We start from the raw sequence: 21,766 nt of genomic DNA on the forward strand, positions 1-21,766 counted from the left end.
GTGTTCGCGCCGTCCAGCGTCGTCGTCACACCGGCCTCAATTACATCAGTTCGGAGGCGTTACGCTCTAGGTCTTCTAGGCCACCGCACATGAAGAACGCCTGCTCCGGGAAGTGGTCGAACTCACCGTCGGCGATCGCGTTGAACGCCGAGATGGACTCGTCCAGCGACACGTCCGAGCCGTCGACACCGGTGAACTGCTTCGCCGCGTGGGTGTTCTGCGACAGGAAGCGCTCGATACGGCGGGCCCGGAAGACGGTGAGCTTGTCCTCCTCGCCCAGCTCGTCGATGCCGAGGATGGAGATGATGTCCTGGAGGTCCTTGTACTTCTGCAGGATTCCCTTGACGCGCGAGGCGCAGTCGTAGTGCTCCTGCGTGATGTAGCGCGGGTCCAGGATGCGGGACGTGGAGTCCAGCGGGTCCACCGCGGGGTAGATGCCCTTCTCCGAGATCGGCCGCGAAAGCACGGTCGTCGCGTCGAGGTGGGCGAAGGTGGTCGCCGGGGCCGGGTCGGTCAGGTCGTCCGCGGGGACGTAGATCGCCTGCATCGAGGTGATCGAGTGACCGCGGGTGGAGGTGATGCGCTCCTGGAGCTGACCCATCTCGTCCGCCAGGTTCGGCTGGTAGCCCACCGCGGAGGGCATCCGGCCGAGCAGCGTGGAGACCTCGGAACCGGCCTGGGTGAAGCGGAAGATGTTGTCGATGAAGAACAGCACGTCCTGCTTCTGCACATCGCGGAAGTACTCCGCCATGGTCAGGCCCGCCAGCGCGACCCGCAGCCGGGTGCCCGGCGGCTCGTCCATCTGGCCGAAGACCAGCGCGGTCTGCGGGAGCACGCCGGACTCGGACATCTCCGCGATGAGGTCGTTGCCCTCACGGGTGCGCTCGCCGACCCCGGCGAACACGGAAACGCCCTCGTGCAGCTTGGCCACACGCATGATCATTTCCTGGATGAGCACGGTCTTGCCCACGCCCGCGCCGCCGAACAGGCCGATCTTGCCGCCCTTGACGTACGGGGTGAGCAGGTCGACGACCTTCAGGCCGGTCTCGAACATCTCGGTCTTGGACTCGAGCTGGTCGAAGTCGGGGGCCTTGCGGTGGATCGGCCAGCGCTCGGTGACCTCGGACTCGGCGGCCGGCTCGTTCAGGATCTGGCCGAGGGTGTTGAACACCCGGCCCTTGGTCACGTCACCGACCGGCACGGTGATGCCGTTGCCGGTGTCGGTCACCGGCGACTGGCGGACCAGGCCGTCGGTGGGCTGCATGGAGATGGCGCGGACCAGACCGTCGCCGAGGTGCTGCGCGACCTCCAGGGTCAGCTTCTTGGTCTTGCCGTCCTCAGCCGGGTCGGCGACCTCGACGTGCAGCGCGTTGTAGATCTCCGGCATGGCGTCGACGGGGAACTCCACGTCGACGACCGGGCCGATGACCCGCGCCACGCGCCCGGTGGCCGTGCCACTCTGGGGGGCGGATTCTACAGTGGTGGTCATAGTGGTCAGTCACTCCCCGCGCTCGCGTCGGCCAGAGCGCTCGCGCCACCGACGATCTCGCTGATTTCCTGGGTGATGTCGGCCTGTCGGGCCGCGTTGGCAAGCCGCGTGAGCGACTTGATGAGCTCTTCCGCGTTGTCCGTCGCGGACTTCATCGCCCGGCGGCGGGCCGCGTGCTCGGAGGCGGCGGCCTGGAGCAGGGCGTTGTAGATCCGGCTCTCGACGTACCGCGGCAGCAGCGCGTCCAGCACTTCCTCGGCCGACGGCTCGAACTCGTACAGCGGCAGCAGGGCCGGCTGGCCACTGGGCTCCGCCGCCTCGCCGGACGGCTCGGTCAGCGACAGCGGCAGCAGTCGCCGGTCGACCGGCGACTGGGTCATCATCGACACGAACTCCGTGAAGACGATGTGCAGTTCGTCCACGCCACCCTCGGACGCGTCCTTCCACACCGCCTCGATCAGCGGTGCGGCGACGGCCTTGGCGTCACCGTACTGAGGGCTGTCGGAGAAGCCGGTCCACGACTCCTTGACCTCGCGCTCCCGGAAGCCGTAGTACGCGACGCCCTTGCGGCCGACGATGTACGAGTCGACCTCCTTGCCCGACGCGCGCAGCCGCTCGGTGAGCCGGTCGGCGGCCTTGATCGCGTTGGACGAGTAGCCGCCCGCCAGACCGCGGTCGCTCGTGACGAGCAGCACCGCGGCGCGGCGCGGCCGCTCGGCCTCCGTGGTCAGCGGGTGCTGGGTGGTGGAGCCGGTCGCCACCGCCGTCACCGCACGCGTCAGTTCCTCGGCGTACGGGGACGAGGCCGCCACCTGGCGCTGCGCCTTGACGATGCGCGAGGCGGCGATCATCTCCATCGCCTTGGTGATCTTCTTCGTGGCGGTGACAGACTTGATCCTGCGCTTGTAGACGCGAATCTGTGCGCCCATGATCAGCCCTCGACCAGCAGCGCGCCGGCAGACGTCTCGAACTGCTTCTTGAAGGTGGCCACCGCCTCGGTGAGCACCTCGAGGGTCTCGTCCGAGAGCTTGCCGGTCTCGGCGATCGCGGTGAGCAGGCCCTTGTGCTCGCGGCGCAGGTAGTCGAGGAGCTCGCGCTCGAAGCGGCGTACGTCCTCGACCGGTACGTCGTCCAGCTGGCCGGTGGTGCCGGCCCAGATGGAGACGACCTGGTCCTCGATCGGGTACGGCGAGTACTGGCCCTGCTTGAGCAGCTCGACCATGCGCTGGCCGCGCTCCAGCTGCGCCTTGGAGGCCGCGTCCAGGTCGGAGCCGAAGGCGGCGAACGCCTCCAGCTCACGGAACTGGGCGAGGTCCACGCGCAGCCGTCCGGCGACGCTCTTCATCGCCTTGATCTGCGCCGAGCCGCCGACCCGGGAGACCGAGATACCGACGTTCAGCGCCGGGCGCTGGCCCGCGTTGAACAGGTCGGACTCCAGGAAGCACTGGCCGTCGGTGATGGAGATGACGTTGGTCGGGATGAACGCCGACACGTCGTTGGCCTTGGTCTCCACGATCGGCAGACCGGTCATGGAGCCGGCGCCCAGTTCGTCGGAGAGCTTGGCGCAGCGCTCCAGCAGCCGGGAGTGCAGGTAGAAGACGTCACCCGGGTAGGCCTCGCGGCCCGGCGGGCGGCGCAGCAGCAGGGAGACCGCGCGGTAGGCGTCGGCCTGCTTGCTGAGGTCGTCGAAGACGATCAGTACGTGCTTGCCCTGGTACATCCAGTGCTGGCCGATGGCCGAGCCGGTGTACGGGGCGAGGTACTTGAAGCCGGCCGGGTCGGACGCCGGGGCGGCGACGATCGTGGTGTACTCCAGCGCGCCGGACTCCTCCAGCGCGGCGCGCACACCCGCGATGGTGGAGCCCTTCTGGCCGATGGCGACGTAGATGCAGCGGACCTGCTTGTTCGGGTCGCCGCTGCGCCAGTTGTCACGCTGGTTGATGATCGTGTCGATCGCCAGGGCGGTCTTGCCGGTCTGCCGGTCGCCGATGATGAGCTGGCGCTGGCCGCGGCCGATCGGGGTCATCGAGTCGACGGCCTTGAGGCCGGTCTGCATCGGCTCGTGCACCGACTTGCGCTGCATGACCGTGGGTGCCTGCAGTTCGAGGGCGCGGCGCCCCTCGGTCTCGATCTCGCCGAGACCGTCGATCGGGTTGCCCAGCGGGTCCACGACCCGGCCCAGGTATCCCTCACCGACCGCGACGGAGAGCACCTCACCGGTGCGCTGCACCGGCTGGCCCTCCTCGATTCCCTTGAACTCGCCGAGGACGATCGCACCGATCTCGCGCTCTTCGAGGTTGAGGGCGAGGCCGAGGGTGCCGTCCTCGAACTTCAGCAGTTCGTTCGCCATGGCCGAGGGCAGCCCCTCGACCTTCGCGATGCCGTCTCCGGCAACGCTGACCGTACCGACCTCCTCGCGCGAGGCGGCGTCCGGCTGGTACGACTGGACGAAGGTCTCCAGCGCGTCCCGGATCTCCTCCGGCCGGATCGTGAGCTCCGCCATCTGGGTTCCCTGCTCTCCTTGTTGGCCCGAAATATCTGGGGGTCTGGGGGGCTCCCCCAGAGGACTGTCGGCCCAACTCGGGCCGCCGTCATGCTTCTTGAGTTGGTGGCTGTCAGCCGGCCAGCCGCCGGGCCGCCTCTTCGAGACGGTCGGCGATGGAGCCGTTGATGATCTCGTCGCCGATCCGCACCCGCGCTCCGCCGAGGACCGAGGGGTCCACGTCCAGGTTGAGGTGCACCCGCCGCCCGTAGATCCTGGCCAGGGCCGCGCCGAGGCGTTCCTTCTGCTGATCACTCAGCGGAACGGCCGAGACCACTTCCGCGATCATGCGGTTGCGGCGGGCCGCGGCGAGCTTGGACAGGGATTCGATTCCGCTCTCCAGGCTACGTCCTCGCGGCGCGGTGACCAGCCGGGTCACCAGCCGTTCGGTGACCGGACGGGCACGGCCGCCCAGCAGCCTGTGCACCAGGCCGGCCTTGGCCTCGGCGTCGGCGATCCGGCCGGTCAGCGCGGCCCGCAGCTCGGCGCTGCCGGCCACGATACGGCCGAACCGGAACAGCTCGTCCTCCACGTCGTCCAGCGCACCCGCGCGCTGGGCGGCGATCAGGTCGGCGGTGTCGGCCAGCTCCTCGATCGCGTCGACCAGGTCGCGCGAGCGCGACCAGCGGGACCGGACCATGCCGGTGACCAGGTCGAGACCCGCGTCGCCGATCCGTTCACCGAGCAGCCGCCGCGCCAGGTCGGCCTTGGCCTGGCCGGGCTGCGCCGGGTCGGTCAGGGCCCGGCGCAGCGCTCCCTCACGGTCGAGCAGTGCCGTCACGGCAGCCAGTTCATCGGCGAGCCGGCCCGCGTCGACCGACGTAGGGACCTCGGGGGAGGCGTCGGTCAGCGCGTCGAGCCGCTCGCGGACGGCAGCCAGTGCCTCTCGGCTCGCTCCGTTCATCGGTCACACTCCCCGGCTCGCTCCAGCCCGACCACCCGGCGAGAGACACCACCGGCGACCGCTCGCCGACTCGTCATTCCGGTGTTCATCGCGCCGCCTCAGCCTGACCGGCCGGGACGGTCTCGTCGAGGCCGTCGAGGAAGCGGTCGACGGTACGGCTCTGCCGGGCGGCGTCCTCAAGGGCCTCGCCGACGAGCTTGCCGGCCAGCTCGGTGGCGAGCCGGCCGATGTCCTGGCGCAGTGCGGCGGCGGCGGCCTTGCGGTCGGCCTCGATCTGGGCGTGGCCGGCGGCGACGATCTCCTCGCGCTGACGCTGGCCCTCGGCCCGCATCTCCGCGATGAGCGCGGCGCCCTGCTCCTGTGCCTCCTGGCGCAGCCGCGCGGCCTCGTGCCGGGCCTCGGCGAGCTGAGCTCGGTACTGCTCAAGAGCCGTTTGCGCCTCGGCCTGGGCGACCTCGGCCTTCTCCATGCCGCCTTCGATGGCCTCCCGGCGCTCGTCCAGAACCTTGTTGATGCTCGGGAGGAGCTTCCTGGCGAGGAAGTAGAAGACGACGGCGAAGGCGATGAGGCCGATGATGAGCTCGGGGACGGGTGGGACGAGCGGGTTCTCCGACTCCTCGGCCGCCATCTGTACCAGGGCGATCACATCAGTGCCTTCCGTCTGTGGGTTCCGGCCGTCAGCCGCGATCAGGAGGTCGGGTAGACGAACGGCATGACCAGACCGATCAGGGCGAGCGCCTCACAGAAGGCGAAGCCGAGGATCTGGTTGGCGCGGATCAGGCCGGCCGCCTCGGGCTGGCGGGCGAGGGCCTGGGTGCCGTTGCCGAAGATGATGCCGATGCCGACGCCGGGGCCGATGGCCGCCAGACCGTAGCCGATGGAGCCGAGGTTGCCCTTGATTTCGGTGGCGGCGAGGGTGGCCTGCGCGAGAGCGGACATGCCGGGTTCTTCCTTCTCTTTCACGGACCGGTGGGGGTTGGCCACCGGACTTGCGTAGGTAGGGGGTCGTGGGGGCGGGTGCTCAGTGGTGCTCGGCGAGCGCGCCCTGGACGTAGCTGGAGGCCAGGAGCACGAACACGTACGCCTGAACAGCCTGGATGAACAGCTCGAAGGCCGTCATCACGATGGTCATGATGAAGGACACGCCGGCGTAGGCGATGCCGATGCCGTTGAGCATGTACCAGGTCGCGATGGTGAACAGCAGCAGCAGGGTGTGGCCGGCGAACATGTTGGCGAAGAGCCGGACCGCGTGGGTGAACGGCCGGACCAGCACGTTCGAGAAGAACTCGATCGGCACGGCGAGGAACAGCACCCAGCCCAGCGACTTGTCGTAGCCGGTGATGTTCTTCCAGCCGCCGGTCCAGCCGTGCTTCTTGAACGTCAGGTACATCCACGTCACGTAGACGATGAGGGCCAGCCCCGCCGGGAAGGAGATGATCGAGGTCACGGGGAACTGGGCGACCGGGATGATCGACCAGAGGTTCATGATCCAGACCATGAAGAAGAGCGCCACCATCAGCGGGACGTACTTCTCGCCGTCCTTCTTGCCGAGCGTCTCGTAGACGATGCCGCGGCGGACGAAGTCGTAGCCCGCCTCACCGACCATCTGGAGCTTTCCGGGGACGATCTTCGCCTTGCTGAAGGCGGCCCAGAAGAAGCCGACGATCAGGACGGTGCTGAGCAGCGCCAGCAGCATCGGCTTGGTGAAGTCGAAACTGCCGATCGAGAAGATCGGCTGAAAGACGAACGAGTGCAGTCCGGGGGCGGGGAAGCCGCACCCGTCGAAGAGGTGGCAGTTCGTCTCGAAGGCGAGAACCTGGTCAGCACTCACCGCGAACTCCTTCAGCGTGGCGCATGGGTACGACAACCTTGATGTGTCGGCGCGGACGGGAGCCGCGGAACGGCACTGGACTGGTGGTGCGGGTGTGGGGGCGGCGGGTCGGCGCTGAACCGAGCGGCGTGGCAAGGCAGAATGCCGCTCGCGGCAGCTCCGCCGCAGTTGAGTCCGGACGATAGCAAATGAGCGAAGGGCCCTTTACACCGGCCCTACCCCGACCGTCGCGGTCGACGGGTTTCACGAGGGTGACCCCGCTGCCGCCTCGGGGTCCACGTAGAGGATCTTGGTCTTCATGTACGACCGGGCCTGCGCGGCGATCCACACGATCGCGGCGGCCAGCAGCGAGAAGGCGAAGGCCCGGGTGTTGAAGAGCGAGGTGTGCTTGAAAACGGCGAGCACGATCGCGAGCAGCAGGACCTGCACCGCGTAGAGCACCAGGCCCATCATCTGGAAGAGCGAGGGGTACTTCTTCGCGGTGCGCTGCAGCACCACCATGCCCGTCGCCATGAAGGCGATCACGACCAACGTGCCGACGGCGGCGCCGATCGCTCCCTTGCCGCCGGCCACCGCACCGCTGATCGCGGTGGCGATGGCACCGACCGCGGCAGTGGGGACGGTGCAGTTGAGGAGAGTTCGGACGTCGTGGGACTGCATTGGGGGCAGCTCCTCCGGCGGGGAGTTGGGAAGGCTGGTGTCGTCGGAGACGAGCGTAGTCGGGGCTGAGGACGCGCCTCACGCCGGAAGACCGTCGCACTATGGTCTTTCGGCTGATTCCCGGGTTTCGTGAACGGTATCACAAAGTATTTGATCGGGTCTTTACCATGGAAGTGTGCTGCCCGTCACACGAGAGGGTTATCGACACGCCGCTGATTCACCAGTATGCCCGGGGCCGGAAAGGCTGCCGGAGGGGTGCCGGCACCCACTCCGGCACGGCATCCGGCTAGCTGTGGCTGTCCACCGGGCGCCGCTCCGGACGCCGCTCCGGCAGCCGCGAGCGGTCGCCGACCGCGGTCGAACCGTGCAGGGCCGGCCGGTCCGCGGAGCGCATCTCCCGCTCGGCGGCGGCAGCGGCGGCGGCCAGCCGGCGACGGCGCCGCCGGTAGCGCGGCGGCACGAACGACTCGGCCCACCGCGGTGCCCGCGGCCGTACCCGCGGCAGCAGCAGTACGACCAGGCCGACCGCGCTGAGCGCCACGATCACCAGCACGATCAGCAGGCTGGAGGAGTTGACCGAGAACGCCACCGCGGCGAACGCGAACAGCGCCGACCAGAAGTACATGATCAGCACCGCCCGGCTGTGCGAGTGCCCGATCTCCAGCAGCCGGTGGTGCAGATGGCCGCGGTCGGCGGCGAACGGCGACTGCCCCTTCCAGGTCCGGCGCACCACCGCCAGCACCAGGTCCGCCGCCGGGATCGCGATCAGCGTCAGCGGCATCAGCAGCGGCATGTAGACCGGCACCATGAAGTGCACGGTCTCCCGGGTCGATCCGGTGAAGTCGGTGACCGAGTCCGGGTCGACCTGTCCGGTGATCGAGATCGCACCCGAGGCGAGCACCAGACCGATCAGCATCGAACCGGAATCGCCCATGAAGATCCGTGCCGGATGGATGTTGTGCGGCAGGAAGCCCAGGCACATCCCGACCAGGATCGCGCTGAACAGTGTTGCGGGTGCGGCGGCTTCGAGGCCGTAGCCGTACCAGAGGCGGTAGGCGTACATGAAGAACGCGACGGACGCGATGCAGACCATGCCGGCCGCCAGACCGTCCAGCCCGTCAACGAAGTTGACGGCGTTGATGGTGATGACGACCAGGGCCACGGTCAGCAGCGTGGACTGGATCGGGGTGAGGGCGACGGTGCCGACGCCGGGCACCGGCAGCCACAGGATGGTGAGGCCCTGGAGCACCATGACGCCGGCCGCGATCATCTGCACGCCGAGCTTGACCAGCGCGTCCACGCCCCACTTGTCGTCCAGGACGCCCAGCAGCCAGATCAGTCCGGCACCGGACAGCAGCGCGCGCGGTTCGTTGGAGAGCGCGAAGACGTCCCCGAGGTTGCTCAGGTGCGCGGCGACCAGCAGGCCGGCGCACAGGCCGCCGAACATGGCGATCCCGCCGAGCCGCGGCGTCGGTTCGCGGTGCACGTCGCGCGCGCGGATCTCGGGCATGGCGCCGGCCGCGATGGCGAACTTCCGCACCGGGCCGGTCAGCAGATAGGTGACGGCCGCGGCGACGCACAGGGTCAGCAGGTACTCGCGCACGAGCAGCCTCCGACGGTCTCGGGGGCGCAAACCTCGTGCGCACACGTCCGGGGGTTCCTCACAGCGTCACACCCTAGTGGTGGCCGGGCCGGGACGGCGAACACCTGTCGAGACTCACAGGGAGCGCCCGCGGTTGCACCGCGCCGGTACCGGGTATGCCCGCCGGCCGTCACGCGGGCGGCGGGGCCCGGTCGTGGACCGGCAGCGTACGGTCACCGCGCCGGATACGGCGGAAAGCGCCGTACGAGGTCGGCGACGGCGGCAGCGGTGCCGCGCTCCTCCCGCAGCGCCCGCGCGATCAACCCCGCGACCTGCGGCATCTCGGTCTCCCCCATGCCCTGCGTGGTGATCGCGGCGGTGCCCAGCCGGATACCGGAGCACTCCTGCGGGCCCCGGGCGGCGTACGGCGGCGCGTACTTGTCGAGGACGATGCCGGCCGCCGCGCACCGGCCGCGGGCCTGTACGCCGGTCATGCCCAGCGGTGAGACCTCGGCGGTGACCAGATGGGTGTCGGTGCCGCCGGTGAGGAGGGCGAGGCCGCCGGCGGCGAGCGCTTCTGCGAGCAGGCCCGCGTTGGCGACCACCTGGCGGGCGTACGCGGCGAAGGCCGGGGTGGCGGCCTCGCCGAAGGCTGCGGCCTTGGCGGCGACGGCGTGCATGTGCGGGCCGCCCTGCGAGAACGGGAAGACCGCCCGGTCCACCCGCTGGGCCAGGTGCTCCCCGCACAGGATCAGCCCGCCGCGCGGCCCGCGCAGCGTCTTGTGGGTGGTGGCGCACACCACGTCCGCGTACGGCACCGGGCTCGGGGCGGCGCCGCCCGCGACCAGGCCGAGGGTGTGCGCGGCGTCCGCGATGAGGTACGCGTCCACCTCGTCGGCGATCTCCCGGAAGGCGGCGTAGTCCGGGTGCCGCGGATACGCGATGGAGCCGCAGACGATGGCCTTGGGGCGGTGCTCGCGGGCCAGGTCGCGGACCTGGTCGTAGTCGATCAGACCGTTGTCCGGGCGCACCCCGTACCCGATGAACCGGAACCACCGGCCGGAGAAGTTCGACCGCGAGCCGTGCGTGAGATGGCCGCCGTGGGTGAGCGCGGTGGCCAGTACGGTGTCGCCGGGCACGAGCAGCGCGGCGTACGCGGCCAGTACGGCGGACGAGCCGGAGTACGGCTGCACGTTGGCGTGTTCGGCGCCGAACAGGGCGGTGGCCCGCTCCACCGCCAGCCGCTCGGCGAGGTCCACCAGTTCGCAGCCGGCGTGGTGGCGGTGGCCCGGGTAGCCCTCGGCGTACTTGTTGGCCAGTGGTGAGCCGAGCGCGGCCAGTACGGCGGGCGAGGTGAAGTTCTCCCCGGCGATGAGCTGCAGGCAACCGCTCTGCCGGTCCAGTTCGGCGAGGAGCACACCGGCCAGTTCCGGGTCCTGGCGGCGCAGCGCGTCGAAGTCCGCGGGCGGGGTCGGGATCTCACGGGCGGTGGGGGGGACGGCGTGCGCCGCCGCGGTGGGTGCGGGTGCTGCGGTTCTTCCGGCGACCGGCATGGCTGTGCTCCGGCGGAGAGGTGGGGTCTCGCGCCTTCCACTGTAGGTGCGGGCGGGCCGAACCGCCCGGCGGCGGCTCAGGGGCTGACGCCCGAGCTCCCGGAGTGGGCGGCCGAGGAACGAGGCCGCCCGCGCAGGGGACGAGCAGGAAGACCGACTCGGGAACCGGGCCGGGCGGGGGTCACACGGCGGCCGGGATTCCGGTCAGCGCGGTGACCACCGGGTCGAGCGCGGTGTGGATCTCCGCGCCGACGCTCCGGAAGTACGAGATGGGCGCCCCGTACGGATCGTGCACCTCGTCCGCGTCCGGGCTGGGCGCGAGCAGCCAGCCGCGCAGTGCCGACGCGGCCCGGACCAGGGCGCGGGCGCGTTCGATGACGCCGCAGTCGGGGAGCGTGGCCGGGTCGATCGCCCGTACCAGCCGGTTGAACTCCTTGAGCGTGAAGGTGCGCAGGCCGGCCGCGTGGCCCATCGAGATGACCTGCGCGCGGTGGTCGCGGGTCGCGGTGAGCACCAGGTCCGCGTCGATGACGTGGTCGTCGAGCAGTTCGCGGCCGATGAAGCCGGCCGGGTCGGCGCCGTACTCGGCGAGCACCGACGCGGCGTGCGCCTCCATCGGCGCGCCCTCGTGACCCCAGGTGCCCGCGGACTCCACGAGCATGCCCGCGGCGGCGTCGCCGAGCCGCCCCGCCAGCCCGTGCTGCATCAGCCGCTCGGCCATCGGGGAGCGGCACACATTGCCGGTGCAGACGTGGAGCACCCGGAAGACGTCACCGCCCGCCCCCGGTACGCCCGGCAGGCTGACGAACCCCCGTATGCCACGCCCGTCGGGCGGCGTCAACTGCGTTCCCGCAAGTCGGGTACGACCTCGCGCAGCTCCTCCGCGCTGATCGCCCCGGCCCGCAGCAGCACCGGCACCCCGCCCGTGACGTCCACGATCGACGACGGCACGGCGGCGGGCGTCGGCCCGCCGTCCAGGTAGACCGCGACCGAGTCGCCGAGCATCCCCTGCGCCGCGTCGCAGTCCTGCGGCGAGGGGTGCCCGGTCAGGTTGGCGCTGGAGACGGCCATCGGGCCGGTGGCGGTCAGCAGCTCGATGGCGACCGGGTGCAGCGGCATGCGGACCGCGACGGTGCCGCGGGTGTCGCCGAGGTCCCAGTTGAGCGACGGCTGGTGCTTGGTGACCAGGGTGAGGGCACCCGGCCAGAACGCGTCGACCAGCTCCCAGGCCTGCTCGGAGAAGTCGGTGACGATGCCGTGCAGGGTGTTCGGGGACCCGACCAGCACCGGCGAGGGCATGTTCCGGCCGCGCCCCTTGGCCTGCAGCAGGTCGCCGACGGCCTCCGCGTCGAACGCGTCCGCGCCGATCCCGTAGACCGTGTCGGTGGGCAGCACCACGAGTTCGCCGCGCTTGACCGCCGAGGTGGCCTCACGCAGACCGGTGGCCCGGTCGGTGGCGTCGGAGCAGTCGTATCGCCGTGCCATTAGCTGACCTCCATGAGCTGCTGTGCTGCCGTACGAGACGGTGTGGGGGCCGGTGTACGGCCAGACGTACGGCCTGATGCGGTACCCACGGCATCGCCCTGCGCGCCGTGGTACTCCACCCTCCCGGGAGACAACCCCCGGACCCCCGGCATCCACTCCGGCACAAGGCGCGCCGTCACGGCATCGCCTTGCGCGCCGTGGTGAACCGGGGCCGGTTGTTCAGGTCCGGATGGTCGGCCGCGTCCGCCCAGCCCGCGTCCTCCTTGAAGATCCACGGGACCTGGCCGCCCTGGGAGTCGGCGTGCTCGATGACGACGACGCCGCCGGGCCGCAGCAGCCGGTGCGCGGTGCGCTCGATGCCACGGATGGTGTCGAGGCCGTCCTCGCCGGAGAACAGGGCCAGCTCGGGGTCGTGGTCGCGGGCCTCGGGCGCCACGTACTCCCACTCGCCGAGCGGGATGTACGGCGGATTGGAGATCACCAGGTCGACCTGGCCGTTGAGGTCGGGGAAGGCACTGAGCGCGTCGCCCTGCCGCAGATCGACCTTGCTGCCCTCGACGTTTCTGCGCGCCCACTCCAGGGCGTCCTCCGACAGCTCCACCGCGTGCACCCGGGAGCGCGGCACCTCCTGTGCCAGTGCCAGCGCGATCGCGCCGGAGCCGGTGCACAGATCGACGACCAGCGGTTCGGCGACGTCCATCGCACGCACCGCGTCTATCGCCCAGCCGACCACCGACTCGGTCTCCGGACGCGGTACGAAGACGCCGGGGCCGACCTGGAGTTCCAGGTAGCGGAAGAAGGCCCGCCCGGTGATGTGCTGAAGCGGCTCGCGGGCCTCCCGGCGGGCGACTGCCTCCCAGTACCGCGCGTCGAACTCGGTGTCGGCCACGCTGTGCAGTTCGCCGCGCTTGACGCCGTGCACGTACGCGGCCAGCTCCTCGGCGTCGAAGCGCGGCGACGGGACGCCGGCCTCCGCGAGCCGCTGGGCGGCCTGGGCCACCTCGGCGAGCAGCAGGTTCACTCTCTCTTCCCCTTATGCGCCGTCATGGCTGCCGTCACCGGCCGCCGCCAGCTTGGCGGCCGAGTCGGCGTCCACACAGGCCTGGATCATCGCGTCGAGGTCCCCGTCGAGTACCTGGTCCAAGTTGTACGCCTTGAAGCCGACCCGGTGGTCCGAGATGCGGTTCTCCGGGTAGTTGTAGGTGCGGATCCGCTCCGAGCGGTCCACGGTACGCACCTGGCTGCGGCGGGCGTCGGACGCCTCCCGCTCGGCCTCCTCCTGCGCGGCGGCCAGCAGCCGGGAGCGCAGGATGCGCATCGCCGACTCCTTGTTCTGGAGCTGGCTCTTCTCGTTCTGGCAGGAGACCACCAGGCCGGAGGGCAGGTGGGTGATGCGGACCGCGGAGTCGGTGGTGTTGACCGACTGGCCGCCGGGGCCGGACGAGCGGTAGACGTCGATCCGCAGGTCGTTGGGGTTGATCTCGACCTCGACCTCCTCGGCCTCCGGGGTGACCAGCACACCGGCCGCGGAGGTGTGGATACGGCCCTGCGACTCGGTGGCGGGCACCCGCTGCACGCGGTGCACACCGCCCTCGTACTTCAGCCGCGCCCACACGCCCTGGCCGGGAGTCGCGGCGTTTCCCGCAGGGGAACGAGGTGCCTTCACCGCGACCTGGACGTCCTTGTAGCCGCCGAGGTCGGACGCGTTGGCGTCGAGGATCTCGGTCTTCCAGCCGGCGCGCTCGGCATACCGCAGGTACATCCGCAGCAGGTCGCCGGCGAACAGCGCGGACTCCTCGCCGCCCTCGCCGGCCTTGACCTCCAGGATGACGTCCTTGTCGTCGCTCGGGTCGCGCGGCACCAGCAACAGGCGCAGCCGCTCGGTCAACTCCTCGCGATGACGCTCCAGGTCCTTCGCCTCGGCGGCGAACTCGGGGTCGTCGGCGGCGAGTTCGCGGGCGGTGCCGATGTCGTCGCCGGTCTGCCGCCAGGAGCGGTAGGTGGCCACGATGGGGGTCAGCTCCGCGTAGCGCTTGTTGAGCCTGCGCGCCTCCGCCTGGTCCGCGTGGACCGCCGGGTCGGCAAGCCGTGTTTCGAGGTCGGCGTGCTCGCCGATCAGTTCCTCGACCGCCTCGAACATCATGCATCCCTGAGTGGAAGACGTGGTGGCCGCGCGGACCGGCCAGGAGGCCGGTCCGGGCCCGGGACAACGGCCTTTCGGGCCCGGGACGACAAAGCGCCGGTCCGGTCACCCTGGGCGGGGCGACCGGATACCGGCGCTTGCAGGTCGCTACTTCTTGGTGGACCCGGCGGGCTTGCCCTTGCCGAAGCGGGCCTCGAAGCGGGCCACACGGCCGCCGGTGTCGAGGATCTTCTGCTTGCCCGTGTAGAACGGGTGGCACTCGGAGCACACGTCCGCGCGGATCTGGCCGCTGGTCTCGGTGCTGCGGGTGGTGAACGAGGCGCCACAGGTACAGGTGACCTGGGTCTCGACGTACTCGGGGTGGATGTCGCTCTTCAAGGATGCTCCTAGGTTCGGGAGGGCGCCGGGTCGCTCCGCGGGTTTGCGTCACGTGAACCGGAGCCGACGGTCAAGTCTGCCAGGACTCGGCCCCATCTCCCAAAACCAGGGGGCGGGCCGGATCATTCCCGGGCGCCGCACCTCCGCCTTGCTGATACGTTTCCGCAGGTCAGTCGCCCTTCGAGGGGGTCGGGGCCGGGCTCGGGGAGTCGACCAGCGGCGTCCCGCCGGTCTTTTCGGCGATCGATCCCTCGGTGGCCGCGGCCGGGATGGGCCTGTCGGCCTTGAGCGCGGCCCACACCATGGCCGCCCGCGCCTCGATGGGCTGCACCCGGTTGGGGTCACTGGCCGCGTACCGCACCGGCAGTGTCACCATGCGGACGTGGGCCGAGTCGAGGCCGCGCACGCTGTCGGCCAGCCCCATCAGCTTGCGCACCGAGCCGAGCCCGGTGTCGGTGGTGACCGCCTTGGTGGCGGTGTCGGCGACCGAGAACAGCTTGGCGGGGCTGTCCAGCAGCCCGACGCCGCTGACCCGGTCGAGCAGCGCCCCCATGAACGCCTGCTGGAGCTCTATGCGGCCCAGGTCGCTGCCGTCCGCGACGCCGTGCCGGGTGCGGACCAGACCGAGCGCCTGCTCGCCGTCGAGTTGGTGGGTGCCGGCCGGGAGGCTCAGGTGGCTCTTCACGTCGTGGATCGGCGCGGTGGTGGTGACCGGCACACCGCCCAGCGCGTCGACCAGGCGCTTGAAGCCGGTGAAGTCCACTTCGACGTAGTGGTCCATCCGGATCCCGGTGAGCTTCTCCACCGTCTTCACCGCGCAGACCGGGCCGCCGATCTCGTAGGCCGTGTTGAACATGGCCTGCGGGGTGGCGGGCTCGGTGCCGCCACCCCGGATCCGCCGGCAGGAGGGGCGTGGGACCAGGGTGTCGCGCGGGATGCTGACGACGCCGGCGGCGGTGTGGCCCTTGTCGAGGTGGACGATCATCGCGGTGTCGGAGCGGGCGGTGCCGCTGTCGTGACCGTACGCGCGGTTGGCGCCGGAGCGGGAGTCGGAGCCGAGCACGAGGACGTCCATGGAGCCGTTGCCGAGGTCGGCGGGGCGGTCGCGGCCGAGCGCGCCGTCGATGTCGACTCTCCTGAGGTTGCCGTCCAGCCGGTAGTACAGGTAGCCCGCCCCCCCGGCACCCAGCAGCACCAGGCTCGCGGCCGCCCACGCCACGACCGCCAGCCCGCGCCGGCGGCGCCTGCGGGCCGCACCGGCCCCGAGCGGGCTCGCCCCGGCGGCCCGGGACCGGGTGGACCCGGTGGACCCCGTGAACCGGCTGGACCCCGTGGACCGGGTGGACCCGGTGAGCCCGGCCGGCCCGTCTGCGGCCCCGGAGAACGCGCGCGGCGGCTGCTCCTCCGGCATGGCGGTACCTCGGCTTCCTCTGCGTGCTCCCAGCTCTCCGGCTACCCCCAGTGGGTCTGCTCAGGCGTATCGTGGTCCTGTTTCATCCGGTATGCCGGATGTTCCATCGTCTCCCGCGGTTCCGCGTTCCGCCATCCGGGCGACGCACGACAGCGCCCGCGCACCCCCTGATCAGGGGATACGCGGGCGTCTGTGCGCCGACTCCGCCGGGTGACCGGAATCTCAGCGGTGGTGGCTCCGGGTGCCGGTGCCGGGCATCAGCCGAGCAGGCTGTACGCGCCCCAGCCGGTGCCGGTGTTCACCGCGGCGGCGAACGTGCTGGAGGTGGTGGCGCCGGTGCCCTTGTGGAGGAACAGCGCGCCGGACGGGGTGCGGGCCAGCAGGTCCGCACGGCCGTCACCGGAGACGTCGCCGACGGCGATCACCGCGTTGTAGCCGTTCCACCCGGTGCGCACCAGCACGGGCGCGGCGAACGGCGCGGACGCGTTCCCGGTGCCCTGGAGCAGGTACAGGTTGCCGGTGCTCGCCTCGCGCGCGAACACGTCCGCCTTGCCGTCGTTGCTGAAGTCGCCGTGGCCGACGACCAGGTTGTACTTCGTCCAGCCGGAGCCGGCCGCCACCGGCTGGTTGAACAGCCCGTTGCCCTTGCCGGAGTAGATCCACACCCGGCCGTCGGAGGTCTCCGACAGCAGGTCCGGCTTGCCGTCGCCGGTCAGGTCGCCGGGCACCAGGATCGCCCGCCGGGTCTTCCAGTTGGAGCCGATCTGGATGTACGAGTACGAACTGCGGGTCGGCGTGCGGTGCCCCATGAAGACGTTGCCCGAACTGGTGGCCCGCAGCACGTAGTCCTGGTATCCGTCGCGCTCCAGGTCCGCCTGGACCACCGAGTTGTAGTTCGCGAACGAGATCGGCGCGGCGACGCGGGCCTTGAAGCTGTTGCCCATCGAGGTGAACTGGTACGACGCCCCGGTCGACAGCTTGCCGAGCACGTCCCCCTTGCCGTCGCGCGACATGTCGGTGTCGTTGATCCGCGGCTGCGAGTAACCGCCGTACGCCGAGACCTTGGTGAACACGTCGTACGTACCCGAGACGTTGCACGACTGGCTGGCCGTGCCGACACCCCACGAGACGATGCCGACGATCCGGCCGCCGACCACCAGCGGGCCGCCGGAGTCACCGGAGCAGGTGGTCTTGCCGGTGGTGTCGTCGTCGGTGCCGCCGATGCCCGCGCAGATCATGTGGCCGACGACGAACGAGCCGGCCCCGACCGCAGCGTCCAGGTTGTCCTTGCAGGCGGTGTCGGAGTTGAGCGGCATGTCGAGGTGCTGGAGCTGGTCCGGGAAGCTCTGGCTGTCCGGTGCCGAGTCGGTGACACCCCAGCCGTAGACCGTGCCCGTGCCACCGGCCTGGTAGAGCGCGGTGTCGGTGTCGGTGGCCAGCGGCAGCGTGCCGTAGGTCATCGGCGTGGACAGGGTGAGCACCGCGATGTCGTTGTCGACGGTCTGGTCGTTGTACGCCCAGTGCACCGCCTGGCGCCGCACGTAGGAGTAGGTGTCGGTGTCGGTGCCGCCGAAGGTGGCGCTGCCGCCCACGACGGTGCCGTTGGCGATCCAGTCCATGCCCGCGACGCAGTGTCCGGCGGTGAGCACCTTGTTGGGCGCCACCAGGGTGCCGCCGCAGAAGCTGGACGTGTCGTCGGCCGCGTTGTAGTACCAGAGCTGGACCATCCACGGCGCGGCACTGAAGGTCGTCGTGGAGCCGCCGATGATGCGCGGCGTGACGGTGCCGGTGGTGGCCTCGCCCTCGGTGGTGGGCGTGCCCTTGGTCGCCGCTCGCGGGGCGGACGTGGCCTTCTTCTTGAAGTGGTCCTTCGCGGTCTGCACGCGCGCCCGGAGCTGCGCCTGCGTAGCGCCGTCGGACGTCGTGGACCCGGTGCCCGCGTGCGCGGGCATCATCAGAAATACGCTCGCGGCACCGGCCGCGACTGCGGTGAGCGCCACCGCTATACGGCCACGGCGACGCCGCCGGTGGCCTTGGTGAACTGAGAACACGCAGAACTCCAGTCGGATGGAAGTGCCCGGATGACCGCGAACTCGCGGCGGCGGCACGGGAATCGCACACAGGAGCGTCCCCCCACCTGCGGCTGCCTGATCATATGACATACAAAGGAACCCGCCCGCCGGGGATCCGGCGGGCGGGTTCCATCTCGTAGCAATGATGTAAGCGCGTCCAGGCAGCGGCTATTGCAACCTACGGCAGGTTGCGTCGATTCTCAGTCACGGTGCCCGGTGTTCTCAGTCACTGTTGCCGGGCGTCGTCTTCGCGATCTGCATCAGGAACTCGCCGTTGGACTTGGTCTGCTTCATCTTGTCCAGCAGCAGTTCGATCGCCTGCTGCTGGTCGAGCGCGTGCAGCACCCGGCGCAGCTTCCAGACGATGCCCAACTCCTCGCCGCCCAGCAGGATTTCCTCCTTGCGGGTACCGGACGCGTCGACGTCCACCGCCGGGAAGATCCGCTTGTCCGCGAGCTTGCGGTCCAGCTTGAGCTCCATGTTGCCGGTGCCCTTGAACTCCTCGAAGATCACCTCGTCCATCCGCGAGCCGGTCTCGACCAGCGCGGTGGCCAGGATGGTCAGCGAGCCGCCGTCCTCGATGTTGCGCGCGGCGCCGAAGAACCGTTTGGGCGGGTAGAGCGCGGTCGAGTCGACACCACCGGACAGGATGCGGCCGGAGGCCGGCGCCGCCAGGTTGTACGCCCGGCCCAGGCGGGTGATGGAGTCCAGCAGCACCACCACGTCGTGGCCCAGCTCCACCAGCCGCTTGGCGCGCTCGATGGCCAGCTCGGCAACGGTGGTGTGGTCCTCGGCGGGCCGGTCGAAGGTCGAGGAGATGACCTCGCCCTTCACCGACCGCTGCATGTCGGTGACCTCCTCCGGACGCTCGTCGACCAGCACGACCATCAGGTGGCACTCGGGGTTGTTGGTGGTGATCGCGTTGGCGATCGCCTGCATGATCATGGTCTTGCCGGTCTTCGGCGGGGCCACGATCAGACCGCGCTGGCCCTTGCCGATCGGCGACACCAGATCGATGATCCGGGTGGTCAGCACGCCGGGGTCGGTCTCCAGCCGGAGCCGGTCCTGCGGGTAGAGCGGGGTGAGCTTGTTGAACTCCGGACGGCCGCGGCCGGAGTCGGCCCCCATGCCGTTGGCGGAATCCAGCCGGACCAGCGCGTTGAACTTCTCGCGCCGCTCGCCGTCCTTGGGCTGCCGTACCGCGCCGGTGACGTGGTCGCCCTTGCGCAGACCGTTCTTGCGGACCTGGGCGAGCGAGACGTAGACGTCGTTCGGCCCGGGCAGGTAGCCGGAAGTCCGGATGAACGCGTAGTTGTCCAGGATGTCCAGGATGCCGGCGACCGGGATCAGTACGTCGTCCTCGGCGACCTGCGGCTCGCCGCCGCCGAAGTCGTCACGGCGGTTGCCGCGGCCCCGGCGGTCGCGGTACCGGCCACGACGCCGGCCCCGGCCCTCGCCGAACTCGTCGTCGTCCTGCGGCTGACTCTGGCCGCCGCCGCCCTGGCCGCCCTGCTGCTGGCCCTGGCCACCGCCCTGACCGCCGCCCTGCTGCTGGCGGTCGCGGCCGGGCCGGTCGCCGCCGTCCTCACCGCGGCCCCGGCGGTCGCGCTGCCGCTCGCGGCGGTCACCGCGCTGGCCGCGCTGCCGGTCCTGCCGGTCGTCGCCGGCCTGCTGCTTGTCGCTCTTGTCGGCCTTCTCCGCGGTGCGGCCCTCGGCCGTGTCGGCGGCGGCTTCACCCGAACGGTCGGCCCGCTCGGTCTTCGCCGCGGTCGCGGCTGCCTTGGCCTGCTCACCGGCCGGCTGGCCGGGGATCTCGATCTGCTTGGGCTCGGGCGGCGCGGTGGCTGTCGCGGTCGCGGCCGCGCCGTCGGACTCGGCAGCCGCGGACTCGGCACCGGCGGCCTGCTCAAGGCGGGCCCGCGACGTGGCACGGCGCTTCGGCTTCTCGGCCACGGCGGTGTCCGCGGCGGTGGCCTGCGGGGCACTGGCCCCACCACTCGCCTGCCGTTCCTTGATGGTCTCGATGAGCTGGCTCTTGCGCATGCGCGCGGTGCCCTTGATGCCGAGGCTGGAGGCGAGCTGCTGGAGCTCGGCCAGGACCATCCCGTCCAGACCGGTTCCAGTCCGGCGCCGCCGTGAGGCACTGGCCGTGGCAGCACCGGTGGCAGGCGCGGCGGCATCGGACGGGGCGACAGTGTTGTCTGCGCGCACGCCCATCAGATCGGTGGTGTCGCTCACGAAGGGTCCTTCCCTGGAGCGGGCGTCGGCCTGTCTGGCTCGGCGACCGGTCGTGCTGTCCGGATCTGGGCGTTTCCGCTGCTCAGAGCCGGGGCGGTGGTCCGCCTGATGGCGGCAGAAATACATACGTGTACTCGGTACGGGAGAGAACTCGTACCGACTCCGGAGCGTGCTCGACACTGCGTGGGCAGGCTGTCCGACTGCTCGGACAAGCCGCCTATGCGGTGTGGGAGGCTCCCGGAAGAAAAGCGGTCCCACGGAAGGGACACAGTGCATCGCGCCCATCGGGCGGCGAATGCTGGCTTGAGATTAACACTACCGGATCCAACAAACATTCCCCCTCTCGTCGACCGGCAATCGTGTCACTGCCCACCCGCGAGCGGCAGGACACTCGCCCCGGCCGAATCCAGCGCCAGGCGGTTGGCCGCCCAGCCCTCGCCCGCGAAGCGGGTCACCTTGTCGGCGGCGCCCTCGTCGCTGAGGGCGAGTACGGTCGGCCCGGCGCCCGACACGACAGCGGGGACGCCGTCCGCGCGCAACCGGTTCACCAACGCCAGCGTCTCCGGCATGGCGGGTGCCCGGTAGTCCTGGTGCAGCCGGTCCTCGGTGGCCGGCAGCAGCAGCTCGGGACGCCTGGTGAGCGCCTCCACGAGCAGCGCGGCCCGGCCGGCGTTGGCCGCGGCGTCCACATGCGGGACGGTACGCGGCAGCAGCCCGCGGGCGGTCTCGGTGAGCAGCGGGGTGGCGGGGACGAAAACCACCGGAACCAGCGACCGCGCGGGGTCCATTCGGACCGCCCGGGCGACGCCGCCCTCGGTCCAGGCGACGGTGAAACCACCGAGCAGACACGCCGCCACGTTGTCCGGGTGGCCCTCGATCTCGGTGGCCAACTCCAGCAGCGCGGCGTCGTCGAGCACGGTGGGCCCGCCTATGGTCACCGCGCGGGCGGCGAGGATGCCCGCGCAGATGGCGGCGGAGGAGGAGCCGAGGCCGCGGCCGTGCGGGATGCGGTTGGCGCACACCACCTCCAGCCCGCGCGGCTGACCGCCGAGCAGGTCGAAGGCGGTCCGCAGCGACCGTACGACCAGGTGCTTCTCGTCGCGTGGCAGCGAGTCGGCGCCCTCGCCGGCGATGTCGACGTGCAGACCGGAGTCGGCGACGCGGACCACCACGTCGTCGTACAGCCCCAGGGCCAGGCCGAAGGCGTCGAATCCGGGGCCCAGATTGGCGCTGGTCGCGGGGACGCGCACGCGTGTCGCTGCGGCGCGGAATGCGGGACCGGCCATCGTTCGACGAATCTCCTCGGTACGAGAGTGCGGCTCTTCTGCCTTGCGGCGCCCGTGCGGCTCCATTGCCGGGCGGCGGGGCTGAGAAGGTGGCGATGCGATGGGCATCCGCCGGCTCGGGCACATTGACGTGCCTGTGGGTCCAGCCTATCGAAGGTGGGTTCTCCTGCGACATAGGGCGCACGCACAGCG

The 21,766-nt window shown here is 70.7% G+C and carries 19 protein-coding genes; all 19 read right to left on the reverse strand.

Annotated features, from left to right (window positions below):
* Window positions 1–40 precede the first annotated feature (40 nt).
* Window positions 41–1,489, reverse strand: coding sequence for a F0F1 ATP synthase subunit beta (gene atpD, locus VIW71_RS22525; protein ID WP_331624318.1), 1,449 nt, complete (start codon window positions 1,487–1,489; stop codon window positions 41–43).
* 5 nt (window positions 1,490–1,494) lie between these two features.
* Window positions 1,495–2,418, reverse strand: a complete 924-nt coding sequence (locus VIW71_RS22530) for a F0F1 ATP synthase subunit gamma (protein WP_331624319.1) — start codon at window positions 2,416–2,418, stop codon at window positions 1,495–1,497.
* A 2-nt stretch (window positions 2,419–2,420) separates the two neighbouring features.
* Window positions 2,421–3,992, reverse strand: coding sequence for a F0F1 ATP synthase subunit alpha (atpA, locus tag VIW71_RS22535; protein ID WP_331624321.1), 1,572 nt, complete (start codon window positions 3,990–3,992; stop codon window positions 2,421–2,423).
* Between the two features lie 112 nt (window positions 3,993–4,104).
* Window positions 4,105–4,935 (reverse strand): F0F1 ATP synthase subunit delta, encoded by an 831-nt coding sequence (locus VIW71_RS22540; protein ID WP_331624322.1) that lies wholly within the window; start codon window positions 4,933–4,935, stop codon window positions 4,105–4,107.
* Window positions 4,936–5,020: 85 nt separating this feature from the next.
* Complete coding sequence (locus tag VIW71_RS22545; protein WP_331624323.1) at window positions 5,021–5,581, reverse strand: F0F1 ATP synthase subunit B; 561 nt, start codon at window positions 5,579–5,581, stop codon at window positions 5,021–5,023.
* 41 nt (window positions 5,582–5,622) lie between these two features.
* On the reverse strand, window positions 5,623–5,874 hold the full coding sequence (gene atpE, locus VIW71_RS22550; protein WP_093715105.1) for an ATP synthase F0 subunit C: 252 nt from the start codon (window positions 5,872–5,874) through the stop codon (window positions 5,623–5,625).
* Window positions 5,875–5,956: 82 nt separating this feature from the next.
* Window positions 5,957–6,766 (reverse strand): F0F1 ATP synthase subunit A, encoded by an 810-nt coding sequence (gene atpB, locus VIW71_RS22555; RefSeq protein WP_331624325.1) that lies wholly within the window; start codon window positions 6,764–6,766, stop codon window positions 5,957–5,959.
* A 243-nt stretch (window positions 6,767–7,009) separates the two neighbouring features.
* Entirely contained in the window at window positions 7,010–7,426 is a 417-nt protein-coding gene (locus VIW71_RS22560) for a hypothetical protein (RefSeq protein WP_331624326.1), read from the reverse strand.
* Window positions 7,427–7,712: 286 nt separating this feature from the next.
* Window positions 7,713–9,029 (reverse strand): MraY family glycosyltransferase, encoded by a 1,317-nt coding sequence (locus VIW71_RS22565; RefSeq protein WP_331624327.1) that lies wholly within the window; start codon window positions 9,027–9,029, stop codon window positions 7,713–7,715.
* A 212-nt stretch (window positions 9,030–9,241) separates the two neighbouring features.
* Window positions 9,242–10,561: a serine hydroxymethyltransferase gene (gene glyA / locus VIW71_RS22570; protein WP_331624328.1), complete on the reverse strand. Its 1,320-nt coding sequence runs from the start codon at window positions 10,559–10,561 to the stop codon at window positions 9,242–9,244.
* Window positions 10,562–10,742: 181 nt separating this feature from the next.
* Entirely contained in the window at window positions 10,743–11,402 is a 660-nt protein-coding gene (locus tag VIW71_RS22575) for a protein-tyrosine-phosphatase (RefSeq protein ID WP_414720814.1), read from the reverse strand.
* Complete coding sequence (locus VIW71_RS22580) at window positions 11,399–12,046, reverse strand: L-threonylcarbamoyladenylate synthase (RefSeq protein ID WP_331624331.1); 648 nt, start codon at window positions 12,044–12,046, stop codon at window positions 11,399–11,401. Before VIW71_RS22580 ends, VIW71_RS22575 begins: the two co-directional genes overlap by 4 nt.
* A gap of 175 nt (window positions 12,047–12,221) precedes the next feature.
* The gene (gene prmC / locus VIW71_RS22585) at window positions 12,222–13,067 is read right to left on the reverse strand and encodes a peptide chain release factor N(5)-glutamine methyltransferase (protein WP_331624332.1); all 846 of its coding nucleotides are present in this window, start codon (window positions 13,065–13,067) and stop codon (window positions 12,222–12,224) included.
* A gap of 12 nt (window positions 13,068–13,079) precedes the next feature.
* On the reverse strand, window positions 13,080–14,186 hold the full coding sequence (gene prfA, locus VIW71_RS22590) for a peptide chain release factor 1 (RefSeq protein ID WP_331624350.1): 1,107 nt from the start codon (window positions 14,184–14,186) through the stop codon (window positions 13,080–13,082).
* A 150-nt stretch (window positions 14,187–14,336) separates the two neighbouring features.
* Window positions 14,337–14,567 (reverse strand): 50S ribosomal protein L31, encoded by a 231-nt coding sequence (gene rpmE / locus VIW71_RS22595; protein ID WP_331624334.1) that lies wholly within the window; start codon window positions 14,565–14,567, stop codon window positions 14,337–14,339.
* A 169-nt stretch (window positions 14,568–14,736) separates the two neighbouring features.
* Window positions 14,737–15,978 carry an LCP family protein gene (locus tag VIW71_RS22600; RefSeq protein WP_331624335.1) on the reverse strand — a complete coding sequence of 414 codons (1,242 nt, stop codon included), beginning with the start codon at window positions 15,976–15,978 and terminating at the stop codon, window positions 14,737–14,739.
* Window positions 15,979–16,235: 257 nt separating this feature from the next.
* On the reverse strand, window positions 16,236–17,933 hold the full coding sequence (locus tag VIW71_RS22605; RefSeq protein ID WP_331624336.1) for a trypsin-like serine protease: 1,698 nt from the start codon (window positions 17,931–17,933) through the stop codon (window positions 16,236–16,238).
* Window positions 17,934–18,272: 339 nt separating this feature from the next.
* Window positions 18,273–20,288: a transcription termination factor Rho gene (rho, locus tag VIW71_RS22610; protein WP_331624338.1), complete on the reverse strand. Its 2,016-nt coding sequence runs from the start codon at window positions 20,286–20,288 to the stop codon at window positions 18,273–18,275.
* A gap of 362 nt (window positions 20,289–20,650) precedes the next feature.
* Window positions 20,651–21,574 (reverse strand): homoserine kinase, encoded by a 924-nt coding sequence (gene thrB, locus VIW71_RS22615; RefSeq protein WP_331624339.1) that lies wholly within the window; start codon window positions 21,572–21,574, stop codon window positions 20,651–20,653.
* Window positions 21,575–21,766 lie beyond the last annotated feature (192 nt).

Source organism: Streptomyces sp., assembly GCF_036524955.1.
Classification (GTDB): Bacteria; Actinomycetota; Actinomycetes; order Streptomycetales; family Streptomycetaceae; genus Actinacidiphila.

Coding starts and splice junctions, on each gene's coding strand:
- atpD (WP_331624318.1), bottom strand. CDS start 1,489: ATGACCACCACTGTAGAATCCGCCCCCCAGAGTGGCACGGCCACCGGG.
- VIW71_RS22530 (WP_331624319.1), bottom strand. CDS start 2,418: ATGGGCGCACAGATTCGCGTCTACAAGCGCAGGATCAAGTCTGTCACC.
- atpA (WP_331624321.1), bottom strand. CDS start 3,992: ATGGCGGAGCTCACGATCCGGCCGGAGGAGATCCGGGACGCGCTGGAG.
- VIW71_RS22540 (WP_331624322.1), bottom strand. CDS start 4,935: ATGAACGGAGCGAGCCGAGAGGCACTGGCTGCCGTCCGCGAGCGGCTC.
- atpE (WP_093715105.1), bottom strand. CDS start 5,874: ATGTCCGCTCTCGCGCAGGCCACCCTCGCCGCCACCGAAATCAAGGGC.
- VIW71_RS22560 (WP_331624326.1), bottom strand. CDS start 7,426: ATGCAGTCCCACGACGTCCGAACTCTCCTCAACTGCACCGTCCCCACT.
- glyA (WP_331624328.1), bottom strand. CDS start 10,561: ATGCCGGTCGCCGGAAGAACCGCAGCACCCGCACCCACCGCGGCGGCG.
- VIW71_RS22580 (WP_331624331.1), bottom strand. CDS start 12,046: ATGGCACGGCGATACGACTGCTCCGACGCCACCGACCGGGCCACCGGT.
- prfA (WP_331624350.1), bottom strand. CDS start 14,186: ATGTTCGAGGCGGTCGAGGAACTGATCGGCGAGCACGCCGACCTCGAA.
- VIW71_RS22600 (WP_331624335.1), bottom strand. CDS start 15,978: ATGCCGGAGGAGCAGCCGCCGCGCGCGTTCTCCGGGGCCGCAGACGGG.
- VIW71_RS22605 (WP_331624336.1), bottom strand. CDS start 17,933: ATGATGCCCGCGCACGCGGGCACCGGGTCCACGACGTCCGACGGCGCT.
- thrB (WP_331624339.1), bottom strand. CDS start 21,574: ATGGCCGGTCCCGCATTCCGCGCCGCAGCGACACGCGTGCGCGTCCCC.